The organism is Streptomyces africanus (genome assembly GCF_030816955.1).
Taxonomy (GTDB): domain Bacteria; phylum Actinomycetota; class Actinomycetes; order Streptomycetales; family Streptomycetaceae; genus Streptomyces; species Streptomyces africanus.
Genome location: NZ_JAUSYP010000001.1, coordinates 4,293,486 through 4,318,978 on the forward strand (window position 1 = coordinate 4,293,486; position 25,493 = coordinate 4,318,978).

The window sequence follows — 25,493 nt, forward strand, 5'->3', positions numbered from 1 at the left end:
GGCTGCGTAGTGAAAACCGTGCCATTGAGCTAATTATGCCGCAATACATCTGAGGGATTCGGCTTCTTCATTCTGGCAGCCCACTGCGGCTCGCCGAAAAACGACGGTCGCGGACCTGGAAGGGATGAGTTGAGATAAGTGGCTAGCCCTACCGAGTTGATGCTAGAAGATCTTTCGCAGAAAGATTCGCAAATGTCAGCATCGAACGCCTCCTGCGGCTCTATGAAGATGAACTGCGATTCGGCTGCATATTCGCAAGCCTCCACGAGCGATTGAATGAACATTTCGAGGCAATCAACGACAGGGCCGAGACCACCCACCATTATTGGGCAGACTCAAGCAGAATGATGATCGCACTCATCAAGGAGATTGACGAGGTCCTCGAATCATTGACACATGCCAATGTAGAGGTGAAACTTTTTGAGGAGTATCGAACAGCAATTGAGAGTTGCAAGCCATGGCTCACGCGTAGCGGAGGAAGTGCAATCCCGGAGGATTTTAAGCAAATCAGAATCGTCAAGTACGAACCCGTTTTCACCCTCTCGAATGCCACAGTAAGACTTAAGAAAAGGGATACGGGAGTCCGACTCCAACTGATCGGCGAAGGTTCCTACGCCAAGGTCTTCTCCTACGTCGACCCAGACTACGGCATCAAATTTGCAGTCAAGCGAGCCAAGAAGGACTTGAGTGAACGAGATCTCCATCGCTTTCAGCAGGAGTTCAACATACTCAAGCGCCTGAGTTTTCCCTACGGTGTTCAGGTCTACCAGTACGACGAGACTCGTCGCGAGTATAAGATGGAATTCTGCGAGGATACCCTTCGCACCTATATCAAGCGGCGCAATAGCACACTACGGTTTGCGTCACGGAAACGGATTGCCCTTCAATTCCTGTATGGCATCAATTACATCCATAGCGAGAACTTGCTACATCGTGACATCAGCCTCCAGAATGTCCTCGTAAAAACATTCGCCGGCGGAGCAGTTCTAGTGAAGCTTTCGGACTTCGGACTAGTTAAGGACAAGAAGTCCGAATACACTCGAACCAAGACGGAGATGCGCGGCGCGATTCGTGACCCTTTGCTCTCCAGCTTCAAGGAATACGACATACGCAACGAGATCTATGCGATTGGGCACGTACTTTCTTATATCTTCAGTGGCAGAGAGGCGCTGATGTCCGGAACGGAAGCAGCAAGCCGGATCGTCCGAAAATGCACAGCGCACGATCTTGCTGATAGATATCAAAATGTGCTTGAGCTAATCAATGAGGTTGAGAAGCTTGAGGCGACCCCAACCGATGCGCCTGCTTGACGAGATCCAGGTCACCGCCAAGGGGTTCGCAGCGGACTAAATGGGCGTGGGCAGAAAATGGAATAGGTCTTGACGATCTACTCTCATCGATACAGCTACCTCACCACGCGCCTTCGGCAATCAGGGCTTTCTCCAGGCGGCGCGGACGATCACCCAGGCTGTGGTGCCCCTCGCATGGGGGATCGACGGCCGGGAAGCCCAAGCCGCTGCCGGCCGGGTTCCACGCCTACTTCCTGCAGACGATGGAACCCCGCCTAACAAAGAATCACCCAGCGTCAGGGGGAACAAATGACCACGCTTCTCTACTACCCGCTGGCTAAGCCTCCGCTAAAAGTGGTCCACGAAGCTTTGCTGTACTGGGACGGCCTCGCTTCGATGGTTTCGGAGAGACAAGAAACGTACGAACGCACGCTCGCGGGCCCGCTACGAGATCTCATGGACCGGGGATTCTACAACCCTATTAGCCTCAAGCGTCATTACCGCCTGCTAGCCGATAGGGAAATCCAGGATTTTCCCGGGCTGGTCGATGAGCTACACGCGATCAGCCCGCATAGAGGCCGCCCTGTCTACCTCGACTCGGGTGGGAAAATTGGGTTCGGGCTCGAACGGGGGCTCGTCGCACTCGGTGTAGCCCGACGTAGTCGCCCTCCAGAGCGGCCAAACCTCGGATATCTCGTGCTTCCTGAGAAGGCACTGCTCGTCCTGGCCGGAACCATGGCGCACGAAGTCGCACGCTCGACAACGAGCCACTCCTACACGCCCTACACCGATCAGCAAACAGCTGACGAAGTATCACTGAAACCAGACTACCGCAAGGTAACGGCTTGGCGCGTGGAATTGGGCCGCATGCTGCCTATGCCGGCACCGGGCACCCCGACTTCCGAGGTCTTGGCCTTTCGAGAAAAATACGCCTCCGAGCGAGAACGTTTGGTCGACGCAACCCAAGTCATGCTCAGTGAGCTGAACCGGCACTGGGAACACCCGGCCGACGTTCTTCAACGCATGCGCAAGGAACTGACCCAGGCGCGAGCCGACTATCAAGAAGCCGTAAAAAGCAGTCGCATGGCCTGGATCACCAGGTCCGTCTCAGTCACGGTGGCAATGAGCACAGCAGCAGTCGGAGCCCTGGTCGTCCCAGATTTCGGATGGGTAGCCGGAATCGCCGGAAGTATCGGGTTCAATATCGCCACTCGCGAGATTCGTCCTGTGATCCAGAAAAAGCAAGAGCATCCATTCAGCTACCTCCGACTCGTCGAGAAAGAACTGTCGTAGCAGCGGCTGCGCTTCCCTCGCGGTAGCTCCTGCCGTGACCGAATTACTGGAGAGCGGGAGTTGCTGAGCCGCTTCGCCACGGAGTTCGTGCCCAAGGTGGCGGCACTCGACGAAGTCACGAGGACTTCGGCATAGCCCCGTATCGGCGAGCCACTACCGGCGTGAGCGCATGCAGAAGCCCGCCACCCCAATCTCTTTAACAGTAGCGAGAGGTTGACGGTCCTTCAGCACGTTCACAAGGGAGTGATCGATGACTGGTAACCCACAGTTGCCGTCCCCCTCGCCCGATGACACCGGGAACAAGGGTCTACACATCCAGATCGGCAGGCACCTGAATGAGGTCTTCTCGGCTAACGTGATGGTTGCAGTGTGTGATGGGATGCGGGTGCCCGCTCGTGGCCTAGTTCTGCGGTGCCAGGGTGCGCAGGACGCAGAACTCGTTGCCCTCGAGGTCTGCCATGACCACCCAGTTTCGGTCTGAGCCCTGGCCCACATCCGTCTTGGTGGCGCCGAGGCCGAGCAATCTGGTCACCTCGTCCTCGGTGCTGCCGTCGATCGGGCTGACGTCGAGGTGAAGCCGGTTCTTCACGGTCTTGCCCTCGGGCACCTGGATGAACAGCAGGGTGGCTGGCATCTGGCGGGCCCGAACATCCTCGACGGTCGGCACCCAGGAGCCGATCTCGACCTTGCCCTCGCTCCGGTCGATCACCTTGAAGCCCAGGACCTCGCACCAGAAGGCCGCGAGCCTCTCCGGATCGTGGCAGTCAACGGCCAACTCGGTGAACCTACTTGTCATGACTCTCCCAGATAGTGCGGACGGGGCTCAGAGTATTGGCTGGGCCTCCCGTCCGGCAGATCCGCGATCTTCCTGACTGACCAGGGCCGTCAGACGGGTTTGATCCGGCATCAGATACGCGAGAAGCCCCTGGTAGGAACATGTCTGCGAAGATCACGTCCCAGAATCCAGAGGCTTCACGCGTTGACCGGTATCACCTACACCGCAACACTCGACGTCGGCAGGGAGACCGCCGAGACTCTCGCCCGGCTCTTGCGCGAGCACCGCGAACGGCTCGGCACCCGCAAGGGGACCCGCGCTCTGGGCGTCTTCAAGCAGGGTGTCCTGGTACTGCGGTAGTTCGTCGACGGGACCCGGCTGGCCCAACTCGCCCGGGACAACAGGCTTTCGGTACCCACCGCATACCGCTACTTGCACGAGGGGCTGACCGTACTCGCCGACCACGCCCCGGATCTGTCCACTGCGCTGGAACGGGCGGCGGCCGCCGGCCACACCCATCTCAACCTGGACGGCACCGTCATCCGTACCGACCGCGTCGCCGCCCCCGGCCCCAACGGCGCCGACCTCTGGTGGTCCGGGAAGCACAAGCACCACTGCGGCAACCTCCAGGTCATCTCCGCCCCCGACGGCTGGCCGATCTGGGTCTCCCCGGTCCGCCCCGGCCGCGAGCATGACACCACCTGCGCCCGCACCCACGGCCTGGTCGACGCCCTCAACCGGCTCGCGTCCACCCTCGACATTCCCACCCTGACCGACCTCGGCTACGAGAACGCCGGCGACGGCTTCCGCCACCCGGTAAAGAAGCCCAAGGGCGGCGAACTCGACGACGCGCAGCAGACGTTCAACTCAGTCATCCGAGCGTCCATGCGGTCGCCGAGCGGGCCAACGCCTTACTCAAGGTCACCTTCAAGGCCCTGCGCCGCGTCAGCCTCGATCCCAGCGGCATCACCCGGATCGCCCGAGCCGCCCTCGTCCTGCTCCAGCTGGAGCACGGCCGCAGCACCTGAACAAAGATCACGAACCGTCACGAGATGTTACCGAGAAGGGTTCAATGTGTCCGTCCGCGTTCAGATATCCCCGGCCGCCCTGTCACTGCTACTGACAGCTCTGGCGCCGATCGGCGGCAGCGCCTGGGGGGGGGCATGCAGCGCTGCACTTGCGGCCGGTAGTACACGGGTCAGCGCGGGCCGGAACCAAGCTGCGGTTCCGGCCCGTCGCTTCACACTAGTAGTACTTCCCGCGAGTCGTTGACTCCAGCGCTTCAGCTCAGTCCGCGATCGGCAGGTACACCCGGTTGCCCGCCTCGGCAAACTCCTTCGACTTCTGGAGCATCCCCGCCGCGACCTCCTCCTGCGACGCACCCTCAGCCGCCGCACCGCCGAACCGCTCTGTGATGCTTTGGCTAATCTTCATGCTGCAGAACTTGGGACCGCACATCGAGCAGAAGTGAGCCGTCTTGGCGGGCTCCGCCGGCAGGGTCTCGTCGTGGAACTCCCGTGCCGTGTCCGGGTCGAGGGCGAGGTTGAACTGGTCCTCCCACCGGAACTCGAAACGGGCGTCGGACAGCGCGTCGTCCCACTCCTGGGCACCCGGATGACCCTTGGCGAGATCCGCCGCGTGGGCGGCGATCTTGTAGGTGATGACGCCCGTCTTGACGTCGTCACGGTTCGGCAGGCCCAGGTGCTCCTTGGGCGTGACGTAGCACAGCATGGCCGTGCCCCACCAGGCGATCATCGCGGCGCCGATGCCGGAGGTGATGTGGTCGTACGCCGGCGCGACGTCCGTGGTCAGCGGGCCGAGCGTATAGAACGGTGCTTCATCGCAGATCTCCTGCTGAAGGTCGATGTTCTCCTTGATCTTGTGCATCGGGACATGGCCCGGGCCTTCGATCATGGTCTGTACGTTGAAACGCTTCGCGATCCGGTTGAGTTCCCCGAGCGTGCGCAACTCCGCGAACTGCGCCTCGTCGTTGGCGTCCGCGATCGAGCCCGGCCGCAGGCCGTCTCCGAGGGAGTACGTGACGTCGTACGCGGCGAGGATCTCGCAGAGCTCCTCGAAGTTCTCGTACAGGAAGCTCTCCTTGTGGTGCGCGAGGCACCACGCGGCCATGATCGAGCCGCCGCGTGAGACGATCCCGGTCTTCCGATTCGCCGTCAGCGGCACGTACGGCAAGCGCACGCCCGCGTGGACCGTCATGTAGTCCACGCCCTGCTCGGCCTGTTCGATGACCGTGTCCTTGTAGATCTCCCAGGTCAGCTCCTCGGCCCGGCCGTCGACCTTCTCCAGGGCCTGATAGAGCGGCACGGTGCCGATGGGAACGGGGGAGTTGCGCAGCACCCACTCGCGTGTGGTGTGGATGTTGCGACCGGTGGACAGGTCCATGACCGTGTCGGCGCCCCAGCGGGTCGCCCAGGTCATCTTCTCGACCTCCTCCTCGATGGAGGACGTCACGGCCGAGTTGCCGATGTTGGCGTTGACCTTCACCAGGAACCGCTTGCCGATGATCATCGGCTCGATCTCCGGGTGGTTGACGTTGGCCGGCAGCACCGCCCGGCCCGCCGCGATCTCGTCGCGGACCACCTCGGGCGAAACGTTTTCCCGGATGGCCACGTACTCCATCTCGGGCGTGATCTCGCCGCGGCGGGCGTACGCGAGCTGCGTGACCGCCTTGCCGTCCCTGCTGCGCCGTGGCTGGCGCGGCCGACCGGGGAAGACGGCGTCGAGGTTGCGCAGGCCGCCGCGCGGCGAGGTGTGCTTGACGCCGTCGTCCTCGGGGCGGACGGGCCGGCCCGCGTACTCCTCGGTGTCGCCACGGGCGATGATCCAGTTCTCGCGCAGCGGCGACAGGCCCCTGCGGACGTCGGTGTCGACGAGCGGATCGGTGTACGGGCCCGACGTGTCGTACAGCGTGACCGACTGCCCGTTGGTGAGATGCACCTGACGGACCGGCACCCGCAGGTCGGGGCGGCTGCCCTCGACGTACGCCTTGTGCCAGCCGATGGACTTCCCGGCCTCCTCGGACTGTGCGTCCTGAACGGAGGCAGGCGTGCGTGCGTCCTTGTTGGTCATGAGACCTACTCCCTACGCCGGCATTACCCGGTAACAGGTTCGGCGGTCGACGCAGCGGCTTCCGTCTGCCGACGTTCCGTGTGAAACATCACTCGACTTCGGTGATGTTTCATGTGAAACATCGCTGGGACGGAGGTCAGCGCCCTCTCAGCCCGGTGCTCCGAGCTCCCGCGTGTACAAAAGGTGCCTCCACGCTAGCGGCAATTCTGGCGCGGTGAACAGAGGGCCCCCCTCGTTCTTGCGATGATCGGTCGGTGACCACGACGCAGCGTCCTCCTTACCCACCGCCCGAACCGCCCCGCGGGTCCGGCGCCGGCAACGGCAACGGCCGTGGGCACGAGCACGATTTCGCCGCCGGGAGCGGGCTCGGGCCTGCACGGGGACAGGCGCAGGGGCACCGGTCCGGCCCCGGGAGCGGGCAGGGCGCGGGCCCGACCGGTACCGCCGGTCCGGCCGGTTCGTATGGTGCCGGTTCCGGAGGCCGGCACGGAGCTGGAGCCGGCTCCGGGGAAGGCGACGGGTACGGGCACGGCGTAGGCGACAGGCCCGGCGGAGGTGACGGGTACGGGCACGACAGAGGCGACGGGTACGGCGGAGGCCACGAGCACGGCGGGGCCGACGGGCGCGGCGGTGGTGGCGACGGACGCGGTCGCGGAAACGGACCCGGCTCCGAGCCGGGCGGCGGGCACGGGCACTCGCACAGTCACAACCACGGTCCTGCCACGCCCGTCTCCCTGCACCTGCGCAAGGTCATCGCGGCGGTCCTGATCCCGTTCGCCGCCGCCGTGCTGGTCGGTCTCGCCGTGCTGTGGCCGGGCGGTGCCCCGGCGCACGAGCGCACCGGCGTCGGCTTCGACCGGCAGACACAGGAGGCCTCCGTCACCAAGGTGGTGGCGGTGAGCTGCAGGGAGGCCGGCGCCTCGGGCGTCCCGCCGACCGGCGACACCTCCACCGCCGAGGGGTCCTCCGCGGTGCAGCAGGAGAAGGGAACCTGTAAGCGGGCGACGATCCGGGTCGACAGCGGCAAGGACAAAGGCCGTACTTTCACCGAGATCGTCCAGCCGGACCAGTCCCGCCAGTTGCACGAGGGCCAGGAGGTCGTGGTCGCCTACGAGCCCTCCGCTCCGAAGGATCTGCAGTACTCGGTCACCGACATCAACCGCCGTCTGCCCATGGCGCTGCTCGCCGGCATCTTCGCCCTCGCCGTCGTGGTCGTCGGGCGACTGCGGGGTGTCATGGCTCTGGTCGCGCTGGCCATCAGCTTCCTGGTGCTGAACCTCTTCATCCTGCCCGCGATCCTGCAGGGTTCGAACCCGCTGCTCGTGGCGGTGGTGGGCGCGAGCGCCATCATGCTCATCGCCCTGTATCTGTGTCACGGCCTGTCCGCCCGGACCTCAGTGGCGGTGCTCGGCACCCTCGTCTCGCTGCTGCTGATCGGCGTTCTGGGCTCGCTGTTCATCGACTGGGCGGCGCTCACCGGCAACACCGACGACAACACCGGTCTGATCCACGGGCTCTACCCGACGATCGACATGAGCGGTCTGCTGCTCGCCGGCGTCATCATCGGATCGCTCGGTGTGCTCGACGACGTGACGGTGACGCAGACGTCGGCGGTCTGGGAGCTCCACGAGGCCAACCCGACCATGGGCTGGCGTGGCCTGTACCGCGCGGGGATCCGGATCGGCCGCGATCACATCGCCTCGGTCGTCAACACCCTGGTCCTCGCCTACGCGGGCGCCGCGCTGCCGCTGCTCCTGCTGTTCTCCATCGCGCAGAGCGGTGTCGGGACGGTCGCCAACAGCGAGCTGGTCGCGGAAGAGATCGTGCGCACGCTGGTCGGTTCCATCGGCCTGGTCGCCTCGGTACCGGTCACCACGGCCCTGGCCGCGCTCGTGGTCTCGGCCGACCGTCCGGGAGCCCAGCCCGCCGCGGAGGCCGCCACGGCCCCGGCACGCGCGGGGAAGGGCCGGCGCCGCAAGCGCTGACGGCTCTCGAACTCGGAAGCCCGACTGCCCCGCCGTACGGCGAAGCGTTCCTGCACAGCTCGGCGGCATCCGGTGAAGCGTTACTCCACCGTGCCGCCCGACGGATGTCTCAGCCGGCGCCCTGTTCCGCCAGGATGCGGTCCAGGGCCTCGTCGAGATGGGCGTCGAAGTCGGCGAGCGAGCCCTCCTGACCCAGCGGCACCAGCTTGTCGGTGCGGTCGAGGAAGGCGACCAGCGGTGCCGTCGAGGACCGGAACAGCGCCTGGTCACTGCCCACCTGAAGCCGGATCAGCACCTCGCCCAGCGAATCCGGTTCGACGGGCGTGACCCGCACATCGCCCTCCCCGCACGGCCGGCCCACCCCGTCGATCAGCAATTCCCGGCCGAAAGCCCAGGTCACCGGGGCATCACCGGGCAGATGGAAGGTCAGCCTGACGGCATAGGGGTCACTGGTCTCATAGCGCAGCTCCACCGGAATACGGAAGGAGAGCTCCTCGGACACGAGAAAACTCATCATGACCTCTGCCTGTACGGACTCGCGCATCGCTAACCCCGTCATTCGCCGTGACTGGCCGGGAACGAACCTCTGACACTTGGTGGAATCTTGCTGAACGTACACAGCAGATCACAAGGAGTGAGTTTTCACATACTGATAGAGAGCGCGAGCGACCCGAGCAGACTCCCGATCTCGCTCTGCAACTGCCGGGCTGCCGGAAGCAGCCGGTGCTCCTGGTGGGCGGGCAGGGAGATGGCCATCGTCGCGGCCGTCGTGCCGAGAGTGAGCGGGATCGCCGCGCAGACGGCGCCCAGGGCGTACTCCTGACGCTCGGTCACGGGTTCCATCCGCCGCACCCGCTCCAGACGGCGCAGCAGGCTGTGGTTGTCCCGCACGGTGTACGGCGTGAGGGCCTGCACCGGATAGCGGTCGAGGTGGTCCCGGCGGGCCTCCTCGTCCAGCTGGGACAGCAGGCACTGCCCGATGGCGTGCGCGTGCCCGGTCTCCCGGAAGTCGGCCCACTCCTCGACCGCGGGATTGCCCGGAGTGTCGGAGACGCACATGACTTCGATCTCGCCCTCGCGGTACACCGCGTAGTACACGGGGACGCCGAGCACGTCCCGCCAGTGCGCGAGCGCGTCGACGACCGTGCTGCGACGTTTCTGCCGTGCCCCGCTGCTGCTCAGCCGCTCGGCGGCCTCACCGAGGAAGAACAGGCCCTTGTCCCGGTGCAGATAGCCCTCGTGCACGAGGGTGCGCAGCAGGTGGTAGGTCGTGGGCAGGGCAAGCCCGTTCTCCCGGGCCAGTTGCTTGGCGGGGGCGCCGTATTCGTGCGCGGCGACGGTCTCCAGCAAGCGCATCGCGCGCTGCACGGATCCGATGAGGGTCGCCGGAGGGGGTGGCGTGGCGGGAGGCCGTTGCTCCGAAGGGGGCGCCGAGCGGGGTTGCGCGGGGACGGTGTGCAGGTGGACAGGTGCGGTGTCAGCCGGGGCCAAGGGTCACTCCCGAAGCGCGAGGGGGCAGACCGTGCCGATGGACACGGGTGGGGGTGTACGCCGCTCACGGGGGATGTCCCCGCGTCGAGTTCCGGACTCTATTCGTCTGCCACCGCGCGCAGACGGCCCGGAACGGAAACTTCCCCCGGCCGAGGGAACCGGTGACTCCGGGTGTTTCCCGCTACCCCCACCGGTTTCCCACCGGTCTCACCAGTCGCTGCGCGACGAGGAGCTCGACGTGAACTTCCGTACGACGTAGATCAGTCCGCCGACCAGCGCCACGAAGACCAGCACCTTGAAGAGCAGTCCGATGACGAACCCGACCACACTGGCGATCAGTCCGCCGAACACGACCAGGGCGATGACCGGCACCGCGATCCACTTCACCCACCACGGCAGTCCCGTGAAGATCTCTCGCATCGCCCTCGTCCTTACCTCTCCGCCCGTTCGAGTGCCGGGTCCTGTCGGTGTCTTTCGGACTCCTGATGTCCTGCACTCGATGCTAGGTCCGCGAGGGGGTCCTTCGGGGGCCTCGCATCCCTTGTCCTCCCCTGACCGAACCCCTAGGGAACCCCGAGAGGGCTCGTCAGCTCTCGGGGGGAGAGAAGACCACGAGCACCCTCAGGTCCTCGGTGATGTGGTGGAACTTGTGCGCGACACCGGCCGGTACGTAGATCACGCTGCCGCGCGCCACCTGCGTCGTCTCCAGTCCGACCGTGATCGCGGCACGGCCGCTCACAACGAAGTAAACCTCGTCCTGATTGTGCGGCTTCTGTGGATCCTGGTCGCCCGCGTCCAGGGCGTACAGGCCGACCGACATGTTCTGCTCTCGCAGAAACTGCAGGTAGGCGCCCTCGTTGGCGGCGCGCTCCGCCTCCAGTTCGTCCAGCCGGAATACCTTCATCGTTTGGTCCGCCCCTGCCTCGTGTCCCCATGTCCGACCAGGTCTGCCACGATCAGACACATGATGAATTTTGTAGTCAAGACGATCGCCAACGCGGGTGCCCTGGCGGTCGCCGTATGGCTGCTCGACAAGATCACCCTGACCGGTGACAGCACGGGCAAGAAGGTCGGCACCCTGATTATCGTCGCGCTGATCTTCGGCCTGGTGAACTTCCTGGTCAAGCCGGTCGTCAAGCTCCTCAGCCTCCCGCTGCTGATACTGACGCTCGGCCTGTTCACCCTGGTCGTCAACGCGCTGATGCTGCTGCTCACCTCGTGGCTGGCCGACAAGCTCGACCTCAGCTTCCACGTCGAGGGGTTCTGGACGGCCGTCCTGGGCGGCCTGATCATCTCGGTCGTCTCCTGGGCGCTGCACGTCGTCCTGCCCGACAAGGACTGAGCGCGCATGACCTACCGCGTCTGCTTCGTCTGCACGGGCAACATCTGCCGTTCCCCGATAGCCGAGATCGTCTTCCGCGCGCGCGTGGCGGAGGCCGGTCTCGACGGCCTGGTCGAGGTCGACAGCGCCGGCACGGGCGGCTGGCACGAGGGCGACGGCGCCGACCCGCGCACGGTGGCCGTCCTGGAGGAGAACGGCTACGCCACCGGTCACACGGCCCGGCAGTTCCAGCCGTCGTGGTTCTCCCGCCTCGACCTGGTCGTCGCCCTCGACTCGGGCCACCTCAGGGCGCTACGCCGCCTCGCGCCCACGGAACAGGACGCGCAGAAGGTGCGTCTGCTGCGGTCGTACGACCCCGCCGCCGGCGACGACCTCGACGTACCGGACCCCTACTACGGGGGCGCCGAGGGCTTCGAGGAGTGCCTTGAGATGGTGGAGGCGGCGAGCGCCGGCCTGCTCGCCGCCGTACGTGAGGACGTGGAGGGACAGGCGGCATGAGCGAATCCGCGACGGGTGGCGCGCATCGAGGGACAGGCGACGACGCCGGTCGGGGGGATGCGGGCCGGGTGGCGCGCGACGCCGACCAGGTGGCCGCGGGTGGCGGTGACGGCACGCGCGCGGTGCGGGCCGGGCTGCCCGAGCCGGCCAAGTACGAGCCGACCCTGCCCGGACCGGTCTTCGCCGCCCACTACCACCTGCCGGGCGAGCCCACCGGCCCCTACACCTACGGCCGCGACGAGAACCCGACCTGGACGCTGCTGGAGCGCGCCGTCGGCGAGCTGGAGGCGCCCGGCCAGGACGGCGTCGAGACGCTCGTGTTCGCCTCCGGCATGGCCGCGACCTCGGCGGTGCTCTTCTCCCAGCTGCGCGCCGGTGAGGTGTGCGTCCTGCCCGACGACGGCTACCAGGCGCTGCCCCTGGTGCGCGCCCAGCTGGAGGCGTACGGCATCGAGGTGCGCACCGCGCCCACCCGTGACGACGCCCAGCTCGACGTCCTCGACGGCGCGAAGCTGCTGTGGATCGAGACCCCGTCGAACCCCGGCCTCGACGTGTGCGACATCAGGCGGCTCGCGGAGGCGGCACACGCGCGTGGCGCCCTGGTGGCCGTCGACAACACCCTGGCGACACCGCTCGGCCAGCGCCCCCTGGAGCTCGGCGCGGACTTCGCGGTGGCCAGCGGCACCAAGCAGCTCACCGGGCACGGCGACCTCGTTCTGGGCTACGTCGTCGGCCGGAACCCCGATGCCATGACCGCCGTACGCCGTTGGCGCAAGATCGTCGGTGCGATCCCCGGGCCGATGGAGGCCTGGCTGGCGCACCGTTCGATCGCGACGCTCCAGATGCGGGTCGACCGGCAGAGCGCGACGGCCCTGGCGGTCGCCGAGGCCCTGCGCGAGCGGCCCGAGGTGACCGGGCTGCGCTACCCCGGACTTCCCGGCGATCCCGCCCACGAGATCGCCGCGCAGCAGATGCGGCGCTACGGCTGCGTGGTGTCGTTCACCCTGCCCACGCGCGCGCGTGCCGACCGTTTTCTCGACGCCCTGCGGCTCGTGGACGACGCGACGAGCTTTGGCGGAGTGCGGTCCACGGCCGAACGGCGCGGACGCTGGGGCGGCGACGCGGTGCCGGAGGGCTTCATCCGCCTCTCGGTCGGCGCCGAGGATCCGGAGGACCTGGTGGCCGATGTGCTGCGCGCGCTGGACGCGTCGGCAGCCTGACATCCCCCACGGACGGTCCGAGCCTCCCCCCTCGTGGCTCGGACCGTCCCCCGGTTCCGCGCGCAAGAACCGCGCGACCAAGGCTAGTTGACTCTCTGTCAGTGTCCAATCACGGTAGCGACAGAGACCTATCGACTTATTTATAGTTGAGCGCGGTCGGGGGGCCGGGAGCGGGGCCGACGAGGGGAGAGCGGTGTGGATCTGGCCTTGCTGCGGACCTTCGTGACCGTGCACCGGGCCGGCTCCTTCACCCGCGCCGCCGCCCTGCTCGGCCTCTCCCAGCCGGCCGTCACCTCGCAGATCCGCACGCTGGAACGGCAGCTGGGCCGCCCCCTGTTCCTGCGGCAGGCCCGCGGCGTGACCCCGACCAGCATCGGTGACGAACTCGCCCACAAGGCGGCCCCGCATCTCGACGCCTTGGTGGAGATAGCCGAGACCGGCCTCGACGACGACTCCTCCTTACGGACGCTGCACCTCGCCGGACCCCCGGAGTTCACCGCCGAACGAGCCCTGCCCGCCCTCACGGAGCTGACCGGAGAGGACGGCCAGGGCTTCGCTCTTCGCGCCTCCTTCGGGAACGCCGAGGAAACGCTGGAAGGGCTTTCCGCCGGGCATCATGATCTGGCCATCTGCACGGCCCGTCCGCGCGGTGCCCTGCTCACGGCGACTGCGCTCTGCGACGAGGAGCACGTCCTCGTCGCCGCCCCGCGCTGGGCCGAACAGATCGGCGCCGGGCAGCCGGACGGCAAGCCGGAACCGGCCCTGGAGCAGGTGCCCGTGGTGGAAGTGCACGAGTCGCTGCCCTTAGTCTCCCGCTACTGGGCCTCCGTCTTCGACTCGCGCCCGGCCGCCCCGGGCACCGTCGTCGTCCCGGACCTGCGTGCGGTTCTGGCGTGCGCGGTCGCGGGCGCGGGCCTGGCGGTACTGCCCCGCTACCTGTGCGCGGCCGCGTTGGAGCGGGGTGACGTCGTCGCCCTGCACGAGCCGGCGGTGCCACCGCTGCGCACGTACTTCCTGGTCGTGCGCACCGGGACGCTCGCGATGCCCCATATCGCACGGGCCCACGAGTGGTTGCAGCGGGCGGCGGCCGACTGGTGCTGAGGAGGCGCCCGAGGGCGGATGCCGGGTTGCGCGGGCGCGTATGACGGCTGCCCGGGCAGGGCCTCACTCTGGGAGCTCGGCCGGTGACTTTTCGCGATGTTTCACGTGGAACCAGCCGGGCCACATTTCACCCATGACCGTCCGACCCGTGGTCAAGCGCACCGCCCGTGCCGTTCTGCTGGACGGGGACGACCTGATCCTGATCAAGCGCACCAAGCCGGGCATGGATCCCTACTGGCTCACTCCCGGCGGCGGGGTCGAGCCCGACGACTCGACCGTTGTCCACGCCCTGCACCGCGAGGTGTACGAGGAACTCGGCGCGAAGATCACCGATGTGGTGCCCTGCTTCGTGGACACCGTGGAGCACATCGGGGAGGACGGCGGCGCGACCGGTGTGAAGGTGCAGCACTTCTTCGTCTGCCGCCTGGAGTCGATGGATCCCTCCCTCCGCCACGGCCCCGAGGTGGACGAGCCCGTCGGCGAGTACGAGATCGTGCGTGTGCCCTTCACCCGGGTCGGCATCGCCTCGGTCCATCTCGTTCCGCTGTCGCTGCGGCACTACCTGGACGGCAACATCGAGGGCGTACGTGCCATGCACGCCCCCGACCTGGGCTGACACCGGCGGCGATCAAGGCCCGGCCGCGGCCAGTTCCTCCACGGAGTCGTGCCGTATGCGCTCGGACGGGATGCCGATGTCCCGCAGGGCCTCCACACCGTTGCGGATCATCCCGGGCGGGCCCGACAGATAGGCGTCGAACTCGTTCCACGGCCCGTAGGCGCGTACCGCGTCCGGAAGCTGCTGGTGCGCCAACTGGTCGACGATCGCGCGGACCGAGAGCCAGGGATGGCTCTGCTGGAGACGCAGCATGGTGTCGATGTCGTACAGGTCATGGTCGGTGCGCGCCCCGTAGAAGACCTCGACCGGCCGGCGTTCCCCGTGCTCGGCGACGTCCTCGACCAGCGCCTTGATGGGCGCTATGCCGGTGCCGCCGCCCAGGCAGAGCAGCCCGCTGTCGGTGGTGTGGTCCACGGTCATGGAACCGGCGGGCGGGCCGAGCCGGACGATGTCACCGGGGCGGGCACGGTGCACCAAGGCGTTGGAGACCCAGCCCGCCGGGACGGCCTTCACATGGAACGACAGCAGGCCGTCGGAGCGGGGCGCCGACGCGAAGGAGTAGTGCCGCCATATCCGGGGCCACCAGGGGGTCTCCAGGCTCGTGTACTGCCCGGCGAGGAAGGGGTAGGGCTGGTCGGGGCGGACGGTGACGACCGCGACGTCGGGGGTCCTGAGGTCGTGCGTGACGATCTCGGCGTACCACCAGGCCGGGGCGCGCAGTTCGTCGGCGGCCGCCGCGTCGATCATGATCTGGGAGATCGTCGTGTACGTCCGGACCCAGGCCGCCTCCATCTCCTCGTTCCAGACCCCGGCGGCGTACTTGCTCAGCGCGCCGATCAGGCATTCGCCGACGGCCGGGTAGTGCTCGGGCCGCGTCCCGTACTTCCGGTGGCCCCGGCCGAGGTTCTGCAGGTAGTCGACCAGGACGTCGGTGTTGTCGATGTGCTCGGCGGCGGTGAGCAGTGCCCTGAGCAGCCGGTCCCGCTGGGTGTCCATCGCGGCCGGGAAGAGCGGGCGCAGGTCGGGGTGGCGCACGAAGAGCAGGGCGTAGAAGTACGAGGTGACCTTGTCGGCCACGGGCGTGACCTCTGCCATGGCGCGGCGAATGAGGATGGCGTCCCGGGAGGCCTGGTTGCCCGGGGCGGTGGCAGCCGGCTCTGGGGGCGACACCGGTGCGGGCCGCTGGGTGGGAACACGCGGCTCGGCGGAAGGAGCCGTGGCGGAGGCGAAGGACGCCGGAGGCGGCGTGCCCGTCGCGGGCGCGGGTCGTGGCGACGAGGCCTCGGGAGAGGGTGCGGAGGGCGGTGCTGTGGGGGCGGGCTCGGGTATCGCGTCCGGGAGCCCGTGCTCCTGGTCCGGCGCACCGGTGCTCGTGCTGTCTGCCGTCGACGCGGGTGGGGTCGCCGTGCCCTCTGCCGGTGTTTCCGGGTCGGCCGTCTGCCGGCCCACCGGGCGTATCACCGCCGGGCGACGGCCGTCCGGCGTACCCGGGTCATTGTCCGTGGTCCCGGAGTCGCTGTCCGGCGTGCCGGAGTCGTTGTCCGTGGCCCCGGAGTCGTTGTCCGGAGTTGTCGTCGGCTTGTTGCGGGGCGTGAACCAGCCGCCCCCGCCGCCAGAAGTGCCGTTGTCGGCCGACGTGGTGGTCGGAGCGTCCATGGTGTGCCTCGCCTCGAGCATCTTTCGGTCGGTCTGCGCACTTCCCCAGTCGGAAGGTGCCTGCTTTCCCCCGTGGACGGACGGCGTTCCCATCCGGTGTCGCGGCCAATGCGGCCACATTCAACCTGTGTCCCAGCTCTGTACGGACAAGTAAGGCAAGAGTGTGACATTGGCCGCAGTACCTCCCAGCTGAGCTTCCCACTCGCCTGGGCGGCTCAGTCGCGTCACCGGAAACGCGGGTTTTCGATCTCTCCGTCCCGTTAGGCTGCATTGCCCTGTACGCGGCCCACCCAGAACAGGTCACCCGCCCCGGACGTGAACCGGAGTCGACCCTACCGGCCACCGCTGTGCACACAAGTCCCCCCTTGCCCCGTCACGAATGAGGGCACAGCGCGAAAGCATCAGCGCGGTCACCACCGGACGCGCCCGTGTTTCACGTGAAACGTCCGGCGTCTGTCCGCACTCTGTGCAGCGGGCTACAACTGGCCAAAAGCTCGTATGTCTCCAGGGAAAGAGGTGGACGCCAGGGGCTCCGGTCGGACAGCCTGACCTGCGTGCCGACTCCTTCCCTTGCCTCTTTGCCCATCCGCCGTCTGACGCTCCGCGATCTCGCCGCCTGCGCCGACTTGTCCGAGGACCGGGGGTGGCCACGGGAGGAGCACAAGTGGGGCTTCCTCCTCACGGCCGGGAAGGGCTACGGCATCGACGACCCCGACGGCGGCCTTGTCAGCGCCTGCGTCGTCACCGAGTACGGACCGCAGGAGCGCCCCGCCCTCGCGGCGATCGGAATGGTCCTCGTCGCCGCACAGCACTCCCGACAGGGCGTGGGACGCCGGCTGATGCGCCACGTCGTCTCCGCGATGGGCACCACGCCCCTCACCCTGCATGCGACCCCGTACGGCCGGCCCCTCTACGAGGAACTCGGCTTCAAGGTCACCGGGCGGGCGGAAATGGTGTGCGGGCGTTTCACTCCTGGCGGGCCCCAGCCGGCGGTCGCCACCCGTGCCGCGACCGCCGAGGACCTCTCCGCGATCCTCCGGCTCGACGAGCAGGCCTTCGGGACCGACCGCACCCACATCATCACCCGACTGCCAGCCTTCGCCGACCAGTTGCGCGTGGCGGAGGAGGACGGGCGGATCATCGGATACGCGGCCGCCTGGCCGAACATGGACACTCATGTCGTCGGTCCGCTCATCGCGCGGGACACGTCGGTGGCCCAGGCCCTCATCGCCTCCCTCGCCGCCCACACCGACCGCCCCCTGCGCACCGACATCGACGTACGGCACACAGAGCTGCTCGTCTGGGCGAAGGAGCGCGGTCTGGCGTCCCTTGCCTTCAACTCGGTGATGACCAACGGAATCACCGAGTTGCCCGGGGACTGGAGCCGTCGCTTCGCCCCGGTCACGGTCGCGGCGGGCTGAGCCATCCCGATCCGACAGCGCCGGCTCCCCGTGGATCGGGGAACCGGCGTCGTCTCGTTGAAGGAGCCCGGTCAGGCGAGAGCCTCCACGGCGGCCGCGGCGAAAGCGTGGTCCTGCTCCGGCGCACCGCCGCCGACACCGATCGCGCCGATCAGGCGGCCCTCGCGGTGCACGGGCACGCCGCCGGCGATGAACAGCAGCGGCCGGTCGAGCGCGGTGGGCAGGGTGTGGAAGAGGCCTCCGGGCTGCACGGCGTCGACGAGGTCGGCGGTGGGCGCGTTCAGCTGGAGTGCCGTGTAGGCCTTGCGGGTGCTGGTCTCGCCGGAGATCAGCACCGCGCGGTCGTCACGGCGGAAGGCGAGCAAATGGCCGCCCGCGTCCAGGACGGTGACGCTGACGGTGACGCCTGCGGCTTCGGCGGCACGCCGGGCGGCGGTGACGAGGACGTCGGCGTCCCGGGTGGTCAGCGGGGCGACTGCGGTGATGGTGCTCATGCGGGGTTCTCCTGGAAGACGTGCAGAGGGGGCTGGTCCGGGTCGAGGGGAGGGGGTGAGCCTGGCCGGACCGGTGGCTCAGTGGTGGACGGCGGTCCGCTGCTCGGCCGGCGCGGATCCCGTGACGACGGTGCTGGAGGCACCCGCACGGCGTTCCAGGGCGGCGGAGAGGAAGGCCAGGACCAGGGCTCCCGCGGCCAGGGCGGCGCCGACCCAGTTGGGGGCGGTGTAACCGAAGCCCGCCGCGATCACGAGGCCGCCGAGCCAGGCGGACAGCGCGTTGCCGAGGTTGAAGGCGCCGATGTTCACGGCGGAGGCGAGCGTGGGGGCGCCGTGCGCCTGGTCGAGGACCCGCTTCTGGAGCGGCGGGACGGTGGCGAAGCCCAGGGCGCCGATCAGGGCGATCGTGACGGCCGACAGCAGCTTGTCGTGCGCGGTGAGCGTGAACAGCGCCAGGACGACGGCCAGGGCGCCCAGGGACACGTACAGCATGGGCATCAGGGCGCGGTCGGCGAACTTGCCGCCCACGAGGTTACCGCCGACCATGCCGAGGCCGAAGAGGACCAACAGCCAGGTGACGGAGCCGTCGGCGAAGCCCGCGGTGTGGGTCATCATCGGAGCGATGTAGGTGATGGCCGCGAAGACGCCGCCGAAGCCGAGGACGGTCATCGCCATCGCGAGCAGCACCTGCACGTTCTTGAAGGCGGCGAGTTCGTGCCGCAGGCGCACCCCCTCCGGCTTGGGCATGTCGGGGACGAGCCGGGCGATGCCGACCAGGCCGACGACGCCGAGAGCGGCGACGATGCCGAAGGTCACACGCCAGCCGACGGACTGCCCGACGAGTGTGCCCAGCGGGACACCGACGACGTTGGCGACGGTCAGGCCGGTGAACATCATCGCGATGGCTCCGGCCTTCTTGTCCCGGGCGACGAGGTCGGCCGCGACGACCGAGCCGATGCCGAAGAAGGCACCGTGGGCCAGCGAGGCGACGATCCGGCCGATCAGCATGACGGAGAAGGCGGGAGCGAGTGCCGAGAGCAGGTTGCCGACGATGAACAGGCCCATGAGCAGCATCAGCATCCGCTTGCGGGGGACCTTGGTGCCCAGCACGGTCATCAGCGGGGCGCCGAACATGACACCGAGCGCGTAGCCGGTCACCAGGTACCCGGCGGTGGGAATGGTGACCCCGTACTCGCCCGCGACCTCGGGCAGCAAGCCCATGATCACGAACTCGGTCGTTCCGATCCCGAAGGCCCCGATCGCGAGGGCCAGAAGCGCGAGAGGCATGGAGAGGTACACCTTCCCAGACGGTTGCAGGAGCGCTTTGTGTGCCCTCACAATAGTTGCAGACGCGGGTTATAAGCAATAGCCGTCAATTGCGGTCCTGCTCTATCCTGGATGTCAGCCGCTCCGGGACGGAGGAAACGCCAATGACAGCGACGGACCCCGCGCTCACCGCTCTCGCCCAGAGCTGGTGCGCCCTCTCCCTGCTGCACGGGAAGATCGAGGCCCACATCGAGCGCGCCCTGCAGGCCAAGCACGACCTGAGCGCGCGCGAATACTCCCTGCTCGATGTGCTCAGCCGGCAGCACGACGGGGACGGAGGGCATCTGCAGATGAAGCAGGTCGCCGACGCGGTCGTCCTCAGCCAGAGCGCCACCACGCGTCTGGTCACCCGGCTCGAGGACCGCGGACTCCTGGAGCGCTACCTCTGCCCCACCGACCGCCGGGGCATCTACACGAACGTCACCGAGGCGGGCCTCAAGCTGCTCGAAGAGGCCCGGCCGACCAACGACGCCGCCCTGCGCGAGGCTCTCGACGAGGCGGCGAAGAACCCCGAGCTGGCCCCGCTGGTCCACGTCGTGGAGACGCTGAAGGCTCCGGTGCCCGCATAAGCCGGCCTCCGCCCGGGGCGTCTGTGCGTAGGGTGCGGTCATGGGAGATCTTGAGATACGCCCCGCGACCGCCGACGACATTCCCACGATCGTCGCCATGCTCGCGGATGACCCCCTGGGTGCCCAGCGCGAGTCACCTGACGACCTCACCCCGTACCTGACCGCGCTGGAACGGCTCAGCGCCGACCCGAACCAGCGCCTGGTCGTGACGGCCCGGGAAGGCCGCGTCGTCGGAACGCTCCAGCTCACGATCGTTCCCGGGTTGTCCCGACGCGGTGCGACCAGGTCGATCATCGAAGGCGTACGGGTCCATGCCGATGAGCGCGGCAGCGGCCTGGGGACACAGCTCATCGAGTGGGCGATCGACGAATCCCGTCGTCAGGGCTGCCAGTTGGTCCAGCTGACCTCCGACAAGACCCGCACTGACGCCCACCGCTTCTACGAGCGGCTGGGCTTCACGGCCTCTCACACGGGCTTCAAGCTCCCGTTGTGACCGAACGCGAATGGGCGCCCTGTTTCACGTGAAACAGGGCGCCCACCCATGTGACCGCCTATCCGATGCCGCGCCATCCCTCGGGATCGACCCCACCCGGCACCGGAGCCGCCTCGTCGTACGGCTGCCGCGTGAACACGAACGAGCCGAGGTCCAGATGGCTCACGGACCCGTCCGGCCGCCGTACGGCCTTCAGCAGCTCGCCCGCGTAGTAGCCCTCCAGCCCGGTCCAGGTGCCGTCGCCGTTCGGGCGGAACCTTGAGCGGCGCCCGTTGCCGGACAGCGGCTCCAGCGAGGCGAGCCCGTCGGCCGTGAGCCGCAGGGCGAAGGCGTACGTCCCCCAGTACCACTGCCCCGTCAGCTCCAGCATCGACGGGTCGACGTCACGCAGTGGCCTCCACGGAGCGGGGATGCGCGGCTCCGACTCGGCGACGATACGGACGAGATCGGCGCAGAGACCGGACACCAGAGGGCCCGAGGTGCAGTTGGCCAGCACGACCGCCGCTACGTCGTCCTCCACGCTGATGCTCACACTCGCCAGGAAACCCGGCAGGGATCCGCTGTGCCCCACGAGCAGCCGGCCGTGGCGGCTCTGCACCTGCAGGCCGAGGCCGTAGGCGTCACCGGAGATCACGTCCGCGGATTCCGCCGGCGCCGCCGGAGTCCGCATCTCCCGCAGGGACTCGGCGCTCAGCACCCTCTCGTCACCCTTCATCAGGAAGGCGGCGAACCGTGCCAGGTCTGCCGTGGTCGACCAGAGTTGACCGGCGGGTGCCATACGGCCGAGGTCCTCGGCGGGCTCGGGCAACAGCACATCGGCCCAGGGGTGCACGGCCCAGCCACCCGCGTGCGGGGCCTCGGGTCGCACACCGGTCCGGTCGAGACCCAGTGGTTCGAGCACTTCACGCCGTAGTGCCTCCTCCCAGGAGGTCCCCCGCAGCTCTTCCACGAGCGCGCCCAGCAGCGTGTAGCCGGGGTTCGAGTAGTGGTGCCGCCGGCCGACGGGGTGAAGAAGAGGCTGCTCGCCGAGGACGTCGGACAGTTCCGGCCGCAGGGACCCGGACGTGCGCTCCCACCACGGCCCGGGCGACTCGGCCGCCAACCCACCCGTGTGGGCGAGCAGTTCGGCGATCGTGGCCTCCCCCGCGCCGGTACCCGGCACGTACTTCTCCAGCGGGTCCCCGAGCCCGAGCAGCCCCTCATCCCGCAGACGCATCACGAGAACGGCGGTGAAGGTCTTGGTGATCGAGCCGATGCGGTACTGGACGTGCTCGTCGGGCTCTTCGCCCTCCACCGACGTCCGGGCGCCGTGCCACACCGCCCGCCCGCCCCGGACGACGGCCGCGACCAGCGACGGCGCCCGCCCCTCGGCCTGTGCCACGGCGATCCGGTGCAGCAGCGCACGGCTCGTTGCGGGAAGCAGCTCTTCCTGAGGTGTCGTCATGGCCCCAGTTCATCCTGGCCCGGCCCGGCGAGTCGACCATATTTCGCTGGCAGTACCGGATCAGGTCTGTGCCGCCAACGGATCAGGTCTGCGCCATGTCCACGAACCGCGAGTAGTGACCCTGGAAGGCGACCGTGATCGTCGCCGTCGGGCCGTTTCGGTGCTTGGCCACGATCAGGTCGGCCTCGCCCGCGCGCGGCGACTCCTTCTCGTAGGCGTCCTCGCGGTGCAGCAGGATGACCATGTCGGCGTCCTGCTCGATGGAACCGGACTCACGCAGGTCGGAGACCATCGGCTTCTTGTCCGTGCGCTGCTCGGGACCACGGTTCAGCTGGGAGAGCGCGATGACCGGGATCTCCAGCTCCTTGGCCAGCAGCTTGAGGTTACGGGACATGTCCGAGACCTCCTGCTGACGGCTCTCGGCCCGCTTGGAACCGCCGGACTGCATCAGCTGGAGGTAGTCGATGACCACCAGCCGGAGGTCGTTGCGCTGCTTGAGGCGCCGGCACTTGGCGCGGATCTCCATCATCGACAGGTTCGGGGAGTCGTCGATGTAGAGCGGAGCCGCAGAGACATCCGGCATCCGCCGGGCCAACCGCGTCCAGTCCTCGTCCGTCATCGTGCCGGACCGCATGTGGTGCAGGGCGACCCGCGCCTCGGCGGACAGCAGACGCATCGCGATCTCGTTGCGCCCCATTTCGAGCGAGAAGATCACGCTCGGCAGGTTGTTCTTGATCGAGGCGGCCCGCGCGAAGTCCAGCGCGAGCGTCGACTTACCCATGGCGGGACGCGCGGCGATGACGATCATCTGGCCCGGGTGCAGCCCGTTGGTGAGCGAGTCGAAGTCCGTGAACCCCGTGGGCACGCCGGTCATCTCACCGCTGCGCGAGCCGATCGCCTCGATCTCGTCGAGCGCGCCCTCCATGATGTCGCCGAGCGGCAGATAATCCTCGCTGGTGCGCTGCTCGGTGACCGCGTAGACCTCCGCCTGGGCGCGGTTGACGATCTCGTCGACGTCGTCGTCGGCCGCGTATCCCATCTGCGTGATGCGCGTCCCCGCCTCGACCAGGCGGCGCAGCACGGCCCGCTCGTGGACGATCTCCGCGTAATAGGCGGCGTTGGCGGCCGTGGGCACCGTCTGGACGAGGGTGTGCAGATACGAGGCCCCACCGACCTTGTTGATCTCGCCGCGCTTGGTGAGCTCGGCGGCGATGGTGATGGGGTCGGCCGGCTCGCCCTTGGCGTAGACGTCGAGGACGGCCTGGTAGATCGTCTCGTGGGCCGGCTTGTAGAAGTCGTGGCCCTTGAGGATCTCGACGACGTCGGCGATGGCGTCCTTGGAGAGCAGCATGCCGCCGAGGACGGACTGCTCGGCCTCGATGTCCTGCGGCGGTACCCGCTCGAACGTCGGAGCGGCGCCGCCGTCCCATGCCCCGTTGTCCCTGCCGCGCTCGTGCTGCTCGTCGCGGCCCCGGGGTCCCTCACCACGTCGGCGGGAGGCGGGCAGACGATCACTGGGACCGCTGTCGGCCCACGGGTCGTCCAAGGGCTCGGAAATGCTCACCGAGCCACCTCCTCCCGTCCGCCGCAGCAGACCTCGCCGTGCCCCTCTTTTCTACGGCACGGCACTGACAAATGAGACGCCCAACTCCGGTTGACCAACGCCGGTTTTGTGACGTTTTGAAAACCGGCAGACGGAGCGGGCGCCGGACCACGTTAGGCCTGTCGGCACCGTCAGCCAATCTGGTTATCCACAGGCCATGTGGACGACGGCCCAGATGCTGTGGAGAACTCCTCAAAACCTGTGCACGACCCGGTGGACAGCCCTGTGAACAAGCTCCGAGCCGCCTTGAAGAGACGGCTCTGACCTGCCGCTTTGCCGTCCACCGGCTGTGCAGAAGAAAAACTTCCCCAACCGGCGCAAGATCGCTTCGAACGGTGCGCGGCAGTGCGCACTCCTGGACGGAAAGTAAGGGACACAAAGCCTTTGCATCTCTTACCTGTGGACGATTACATTGGTGCACATGACACAGGCCCCCGCGCGCCGCAGAACCGGCCGGAGACAGCACGACCGAGAGATCGTCGCTCTGGCCGTGCCGGCCTTCGGCTCCCTCGTCGCCGAGCCCCTCTTCCTCATGGCCGACACCGCCATCGTGGGTCATCTGGGTACGGCACAACTCGCCGGACTCGGCGTCGCCTCGGCCCTGTTGATGACCGCCGTCAGTGTCTTCGTCTTCCTCGCCTACGCCACGACAGCGGCGGTCGCCCGCCGCGTCGGCGCGGGCGATCTCCAGGCCGCCATCCGCCAGGGAATGGACGGCATCTGGCTGGCCCTGCTCCTCGGCGCTGCTGTCGTCGCCGTCGTCCTGCCGACGGCGTCCGGCGTCGTCGATCTCTTCGGCGCTTCGGACGCGGCGGCTCCCTACGCGACCACCTACCTGCGCATCTCTGCGGTCGGCATACCGGCCATGCTCGTCGTCCTCGCCGCGACCGGGGTTCTGCGCGGCCTCCAGGACACCAAAACCCCTCTCTATGTGGCCGTCGCCGGCTTCATCGCCAACGGCGCCCTCAACGCGGGGCTCGTCTACGGCGCCGACCTGGGGATCGCCGGCTCCGCCTGGGGCACCGTCATCGCCCAGTGGGGCATGGCCGTGGTCTACCTCGCCGTGGTCCTGCGCGGAGCGCGCAGGCACGGTGCCTCGCTGCGCCCGGACGCCGCCGGGATCAGGGCCTCCGCACAGGCCGGTGTGCCCCTGCTGGTGCGCACTCTCTCCCTGCGGGCGATCCTGGTGATCGCCACGGCGGTCGCCGCCCGTCTCGGGGATGCCGACATCGCCGCACACCAGATCATCCTGTCCCTGTGGAGCCTGCTCGCCTTCGCCCTGGACGCCATCGCCATCGCGGGGCAGGCCATCATCGGCCGCTACCTCGGAGCCGGTGACGCACAAGGCGCCCGCGACGCATGCCGTCGCATGGTCGAGTGGGGGATCGCCGTCGGGGTCGTCCTCGGCATCCTGGTGATCATTACCCGACCGGCATTCCTGCCCCTGTTCACCAGTGACGCGGCGGTCAAGGACACAGCGCTGCCCGCGCTGCTCATCGTCGCCCTGTCGCAGCCGATCTCCGGCGTCGTCTTCGTCCTGGACGGAGTCCTGATGGGCGCCGGCGACGGCCCCTACCTGGCCTGGGCGATGCTGCTGACTCTGGCGGTCTTCACCCCGGTCGCCCTGCTGGTGCCGGTACTGGGCGGTGGGCTCACCGCCCTCTGGGCCACCATGACGCTGATGATGACCGTGCGGATGCTGACGCTGTGGCTCCGGACCCGCTCGGGCCGCTGGATCGTGACGGGCGCGACCCGCTGATCACCGGCCTCAGCCCTCGATGACTGTT

23 protein-coding genes and 1 pseudogene are annotated in these 25,493 nt (G+C 67.8%); 13 read left to right on the plus strand and 11 right to left on the minus strand.

Annotated elements, in window-relative coordinates:
• Positions 1-344: 344 nt before the first annotated feature.
• Positions 345-1,310, plus strand: a complete 966-nt coding sequence (locus QF034_RS19960; protein WP_307176247.1) for a protein kinase family protein — start codon at positions 345-347, stop codon at positions 1,308-1,310.
• 288 nt (positions 1,311-1,598) lie between these two features.
• Complete coding sequence (locus QF034_RS19965; RefSeq protein WP_307176248.1) at positions 1,599-2,582, plus strand: hypothetical protein; 984 nt, start codon at positions 1,599-1,601, stop codon at positions 2,580-2,582.
• A 400-nt stretch (positions 2,583-2,982) separates the two neighbouring features.
• Here QF034_RS19965 and QF034_RS19970 read toward each other — a convergent pair whose 3' ends face one another.
• Positions 2,983-3,378, minus strand: a complete 396-nt coding sequence (locus tag QF034_RS19970; RefSeq protein ID WP_307176249.1) for a VOC family protein — start codon at positions 3,376-3,378, stop codon at positions 2,983-2,985.
• Positions 3,379-3,561: 183 nt separating this feature from the next.
• On the opposite strand from QF034_RS19970, the pseudogene QF034_RS19975 reads away from it, so the two are divergent.
• Positions 3,562-4,385 (plus strand): annotated as a pseudogene (locus QF034_RS19975) (HARBI1 family protein).
• A 259-nt stretch (positions 4,386-4,644) separates the two neighbouring features.
• On the opposite strand, the gene thiC reads toward QF034_RS19975, so the two are convergent.
• A complete protein-coding gene (gene thiC / locus QF034_RS19980) occupies positions 4,645-6,447 on the minus strand; it encodes a phosphomethylpyrimidine synthase ThiC (RefSeq protein ID WP_307176250.1) in 1,803 nt (600 codons plus the stop codon).
• Positions 6,448-6,701: 254 nt separating this feature from the next.
• On the opposite strand from thiC, the gene QF034_RS19985 reads away from it, so the two are divergent.
• A complete protein-coding gene (locus tag QF034_RS19985; protein WP_307176251.1) occupies positions 6,702-8,432 on the plus strand; it encodes a YibE/F family protein in 1,731 nt (576 codons plus the stop codon).
• Between the two features lie 109 nt (positions 8,433-8,541).
• Here the strand turns inward: QF034_RS19985 and QF034_RS19990 are convergent, their stop codons facing one another.
• From QF034_RS19990 to QF034_RS20005, 4 genes are all read right to left on the minus strand, one after another.
• Positions 8,542-8,976, minus strand: a complete 435-nt coding sequence (locus QF034_RS19990; protein ID WP_020271172.1) for an SsgA family sporulation/cell division regulator — start codon at positions 8,974-8,976, stop codon at positions 8,542-8,544.
• Between the two features lie 98 nt (positions 8,977-9,074).
• Complete coding sequence (locus QF034_RS19995) at positions 9,075-9,923, minus strand: IclR family transcriptional regulator (RefSeq protein ID WP_370880822.1); 849 nt, start codon at positions 9,921-9,923, stop codon at positions 9,075-9,077.
• Positions 9,924-10,130: 207 nt separating this feature from the next.
• The gene (locus tag QF034_RS20000) at positions 10,131-10,343 is read right to left on the minus strand and encodes a DUF5326 family protein (protein WP_020271174.1); all 213 of its coding nucleotides are present in this window, start codon (positions 10,341-10,343) and stop codon (positions 10,131-10,133) included.
• Between the two features lie 166 nt (positions 10,344-10,509).
• Entirely contained in the window at positions 10,510-10,827 is a 318-nt protein-coding gene (locus QF034_RS20005; protein WP_086560453.1) for a cupin domain-containing protein, read from the minus strand.
• A gap of 60 nt (positions 10,828-10,887) precedes the next feature.
• Between QF034_RS20005 and QF034_RS20010 the strand changes: the two genes are divergently transcribed.
• From QF034_RS20010 to QF034_RS20030, 5 genes are all read left to right on the plus strand, one after another.
• Complete coding sequence (locus QF034_RS20010) at positions 10,888-11,265, plus strand: phage holin family protein (RefSeq protein ID WP_086560454.1); 378 nt, start codon at positions 10,888-10,890, stop codon at positions 11,263-11,265.
• Between the two features lie 6 nt (positions 11,266-11,271).
• Positions 11,272-11,763 carry a low molecular weight protein-tyrosine-phosphatase gene (locus tag QF034_RS20015; RefSeq protein ID WP_307176252.1) on the plus strand — a complete coding sequence of 164 codons (492 nt, stop codon included), beginning with the start codon at positions 11,272-11,274 and terminating at the stop codon, positions 11,761-11,763.
• Positions 11,760-12,983: a cystathionine gamma-lyase gene (locus tag QF034_RS20020; RefSeq protein ID WP_307176254.1), complete on the plus strand. Its 1,224-nt coding sequence runs from the start codon at positions 11,760-11,762 to the stop codon at positions 12,981-12,983. The genes QF034_RS20015 and QF034_RS20020 overlap by 4 nt, the downstream gene beginning before the upstream one ends.
• Before the next feature lie 195 nt (positions 12,984-13,178).
• A complete protein-coding gene (locus QF034_RS20025; RefSeq protein WP_307176255.1) occupies positions 13,179-14,084 on the plus strand; it encodes a LysR family transcriptional regulator in 906 nt (301 codons plus the stop codon).
• 133 nt (positions 14,085-14,217) lie between these two features.
• The gene (locus QF034_RS20030) at positions 14,218-14,700 is read left to right on the plus strand and encodes an NUDIX domain-containing protein (protein WP_307176256.1); all 483 of its coding nucleotides are present in this window, start codon (positions 14,218-14,220) and stop codon (positions 14,698-14,700) included.
• Between the two features lie 12 nt (positions 14,701-14,712).
• On the opposite strand, the gene QF034_RS20035 is transcribed toward QF034_RS20030, so the two are convergent.
• A complete protein-coding gene (locus tag QF034_RS20035; protein WP_307176257.1) occupies positions 14,713-16,356 on the minus strand; it encodes a globin domain-containing protein in 1,644 nt (547 codons plus the stop codon).
• 554 nt (positions 16,357-16,910) lie between these two features.
• Here QF034_RS20035 and QF034_RS20040 point away from each other — a divergent pair.
• Positions 16,911-17,777, plus strand: a complete 867-nt coding sequence (locus tag QF034_RS20040) for a GNAT family N-acetyltransferase (protein ID WP_307176258.1) — start codon at positions 16,911-16,913, stop codon at positions 17,775-17,777.
• Positions 17,778-17,848: 71 nt separating this feature from the next.
• On the opposite strand, the gene QF034_RS20045 is transcribed toward QF034_RS20040, so the two are convergent.
• Positions 17,849-18,271, minus strand: coding sequence for a GlcG/HbpS family heme-binding protein (locus tag QF034_RS20045; RefSeq protein ID WP_307176259.1), 423 nt, complete (start codon positions 18,269-18,271; stop codon positions 17,849-17,851).
• Between the two features lie 78 nt (positions 18,272-18,349).
• On the minus strand, positions 18,350-19,558 hold the full coding sequence (locus QF034_RS20050) for an MFS transporter (protein ID WP_307176260.1): 1,209 nt from the start codon (positions 19,556-19,558) through the stop codon (positions 18,350-18,352).
• Between the two features lie 143 nt (positions 19,559-19,701).
• Between QF034_RS20050 and QF034_RS20055 the strand changes: the two genes are divergently transcribed.
• Together QF034_RS20055 and QF034_RS20060 are read left to right on the plus strand one after the other, a co-directional pair.
• The gene (locus tag QF034_RS20055; protein WP_307176261.1) at positions 19,702-20,166 is read left to right on the plus strand and encodes a MarR family winged helix-turn-helix transcriptional regulator; all 465 of its coding nucleotides are present in this window, start codon (positions 19,702-19,704) and stop codon (positions 20,164-20,166) included.
• 40 nt (positions 20,167-20,206) lie between these two features.
• Complete coding sequence (locus QF034_RS20060; RefSeq protein ID WP_307176262.1) at positions 20,207-20,659, plus strand: GNAT family N-acetyltransferase; 453 nt, start codon at positions 20,207-20,209, stop codon at positions 20,657-20,659.
• A gap of 58 nt (positions 20,660-20,717) precedes the next feature.
• Here the strand turns inward: QF034_RS20060 and QF034_RS20065 are convergent, their stop codons facing one another.
• Both QF034_RS20065 and dnaB read right to left on the minus strand, forming a co-directional pair.
• Positions 20,718-22,103, minus strand: a complete 1,386-nt coding sequence (locus tag QF034_RS20065; RefSeq protein ID WP_307176263.1) for a serine hydrolase domain-containing protein — start codon at positions 22,101-22,103, stop codon at positions 20,718-20,720.
• Positions 22,104-22,185: 82 nt separating this feature from the next.
• On the minus strand, positions 22,186-23,667 hold the full coding sequence (gene dnaB / locus QF034_RS20070) for a replicative DNA helicase (protein ID WP_307176264.1): 1,482 nt from the start codon (positions 23,665-23,667) through the stop codon (positions 22,186-22,188).
• A 460-nt stretch (positions 23,668-24,127) separates the two neighbouring features.
• On the opposite strand from dnaB, the gene QF034_RS20075 reads away from it, so the two are divergent.
• Positions 24,128-25,465 (plus strand): MATE family efflux transporter, encoded by a 1,338-nt coding sequence (locus tag QF034_RS20075; protein ID WP_307176265.1) that lies wholly within the window; start codon positions 24,128-24,130, stop codon positions 25,463-25,465.
• Positions 25,466-25,493 lie beyond the last annotated feature (28 nt).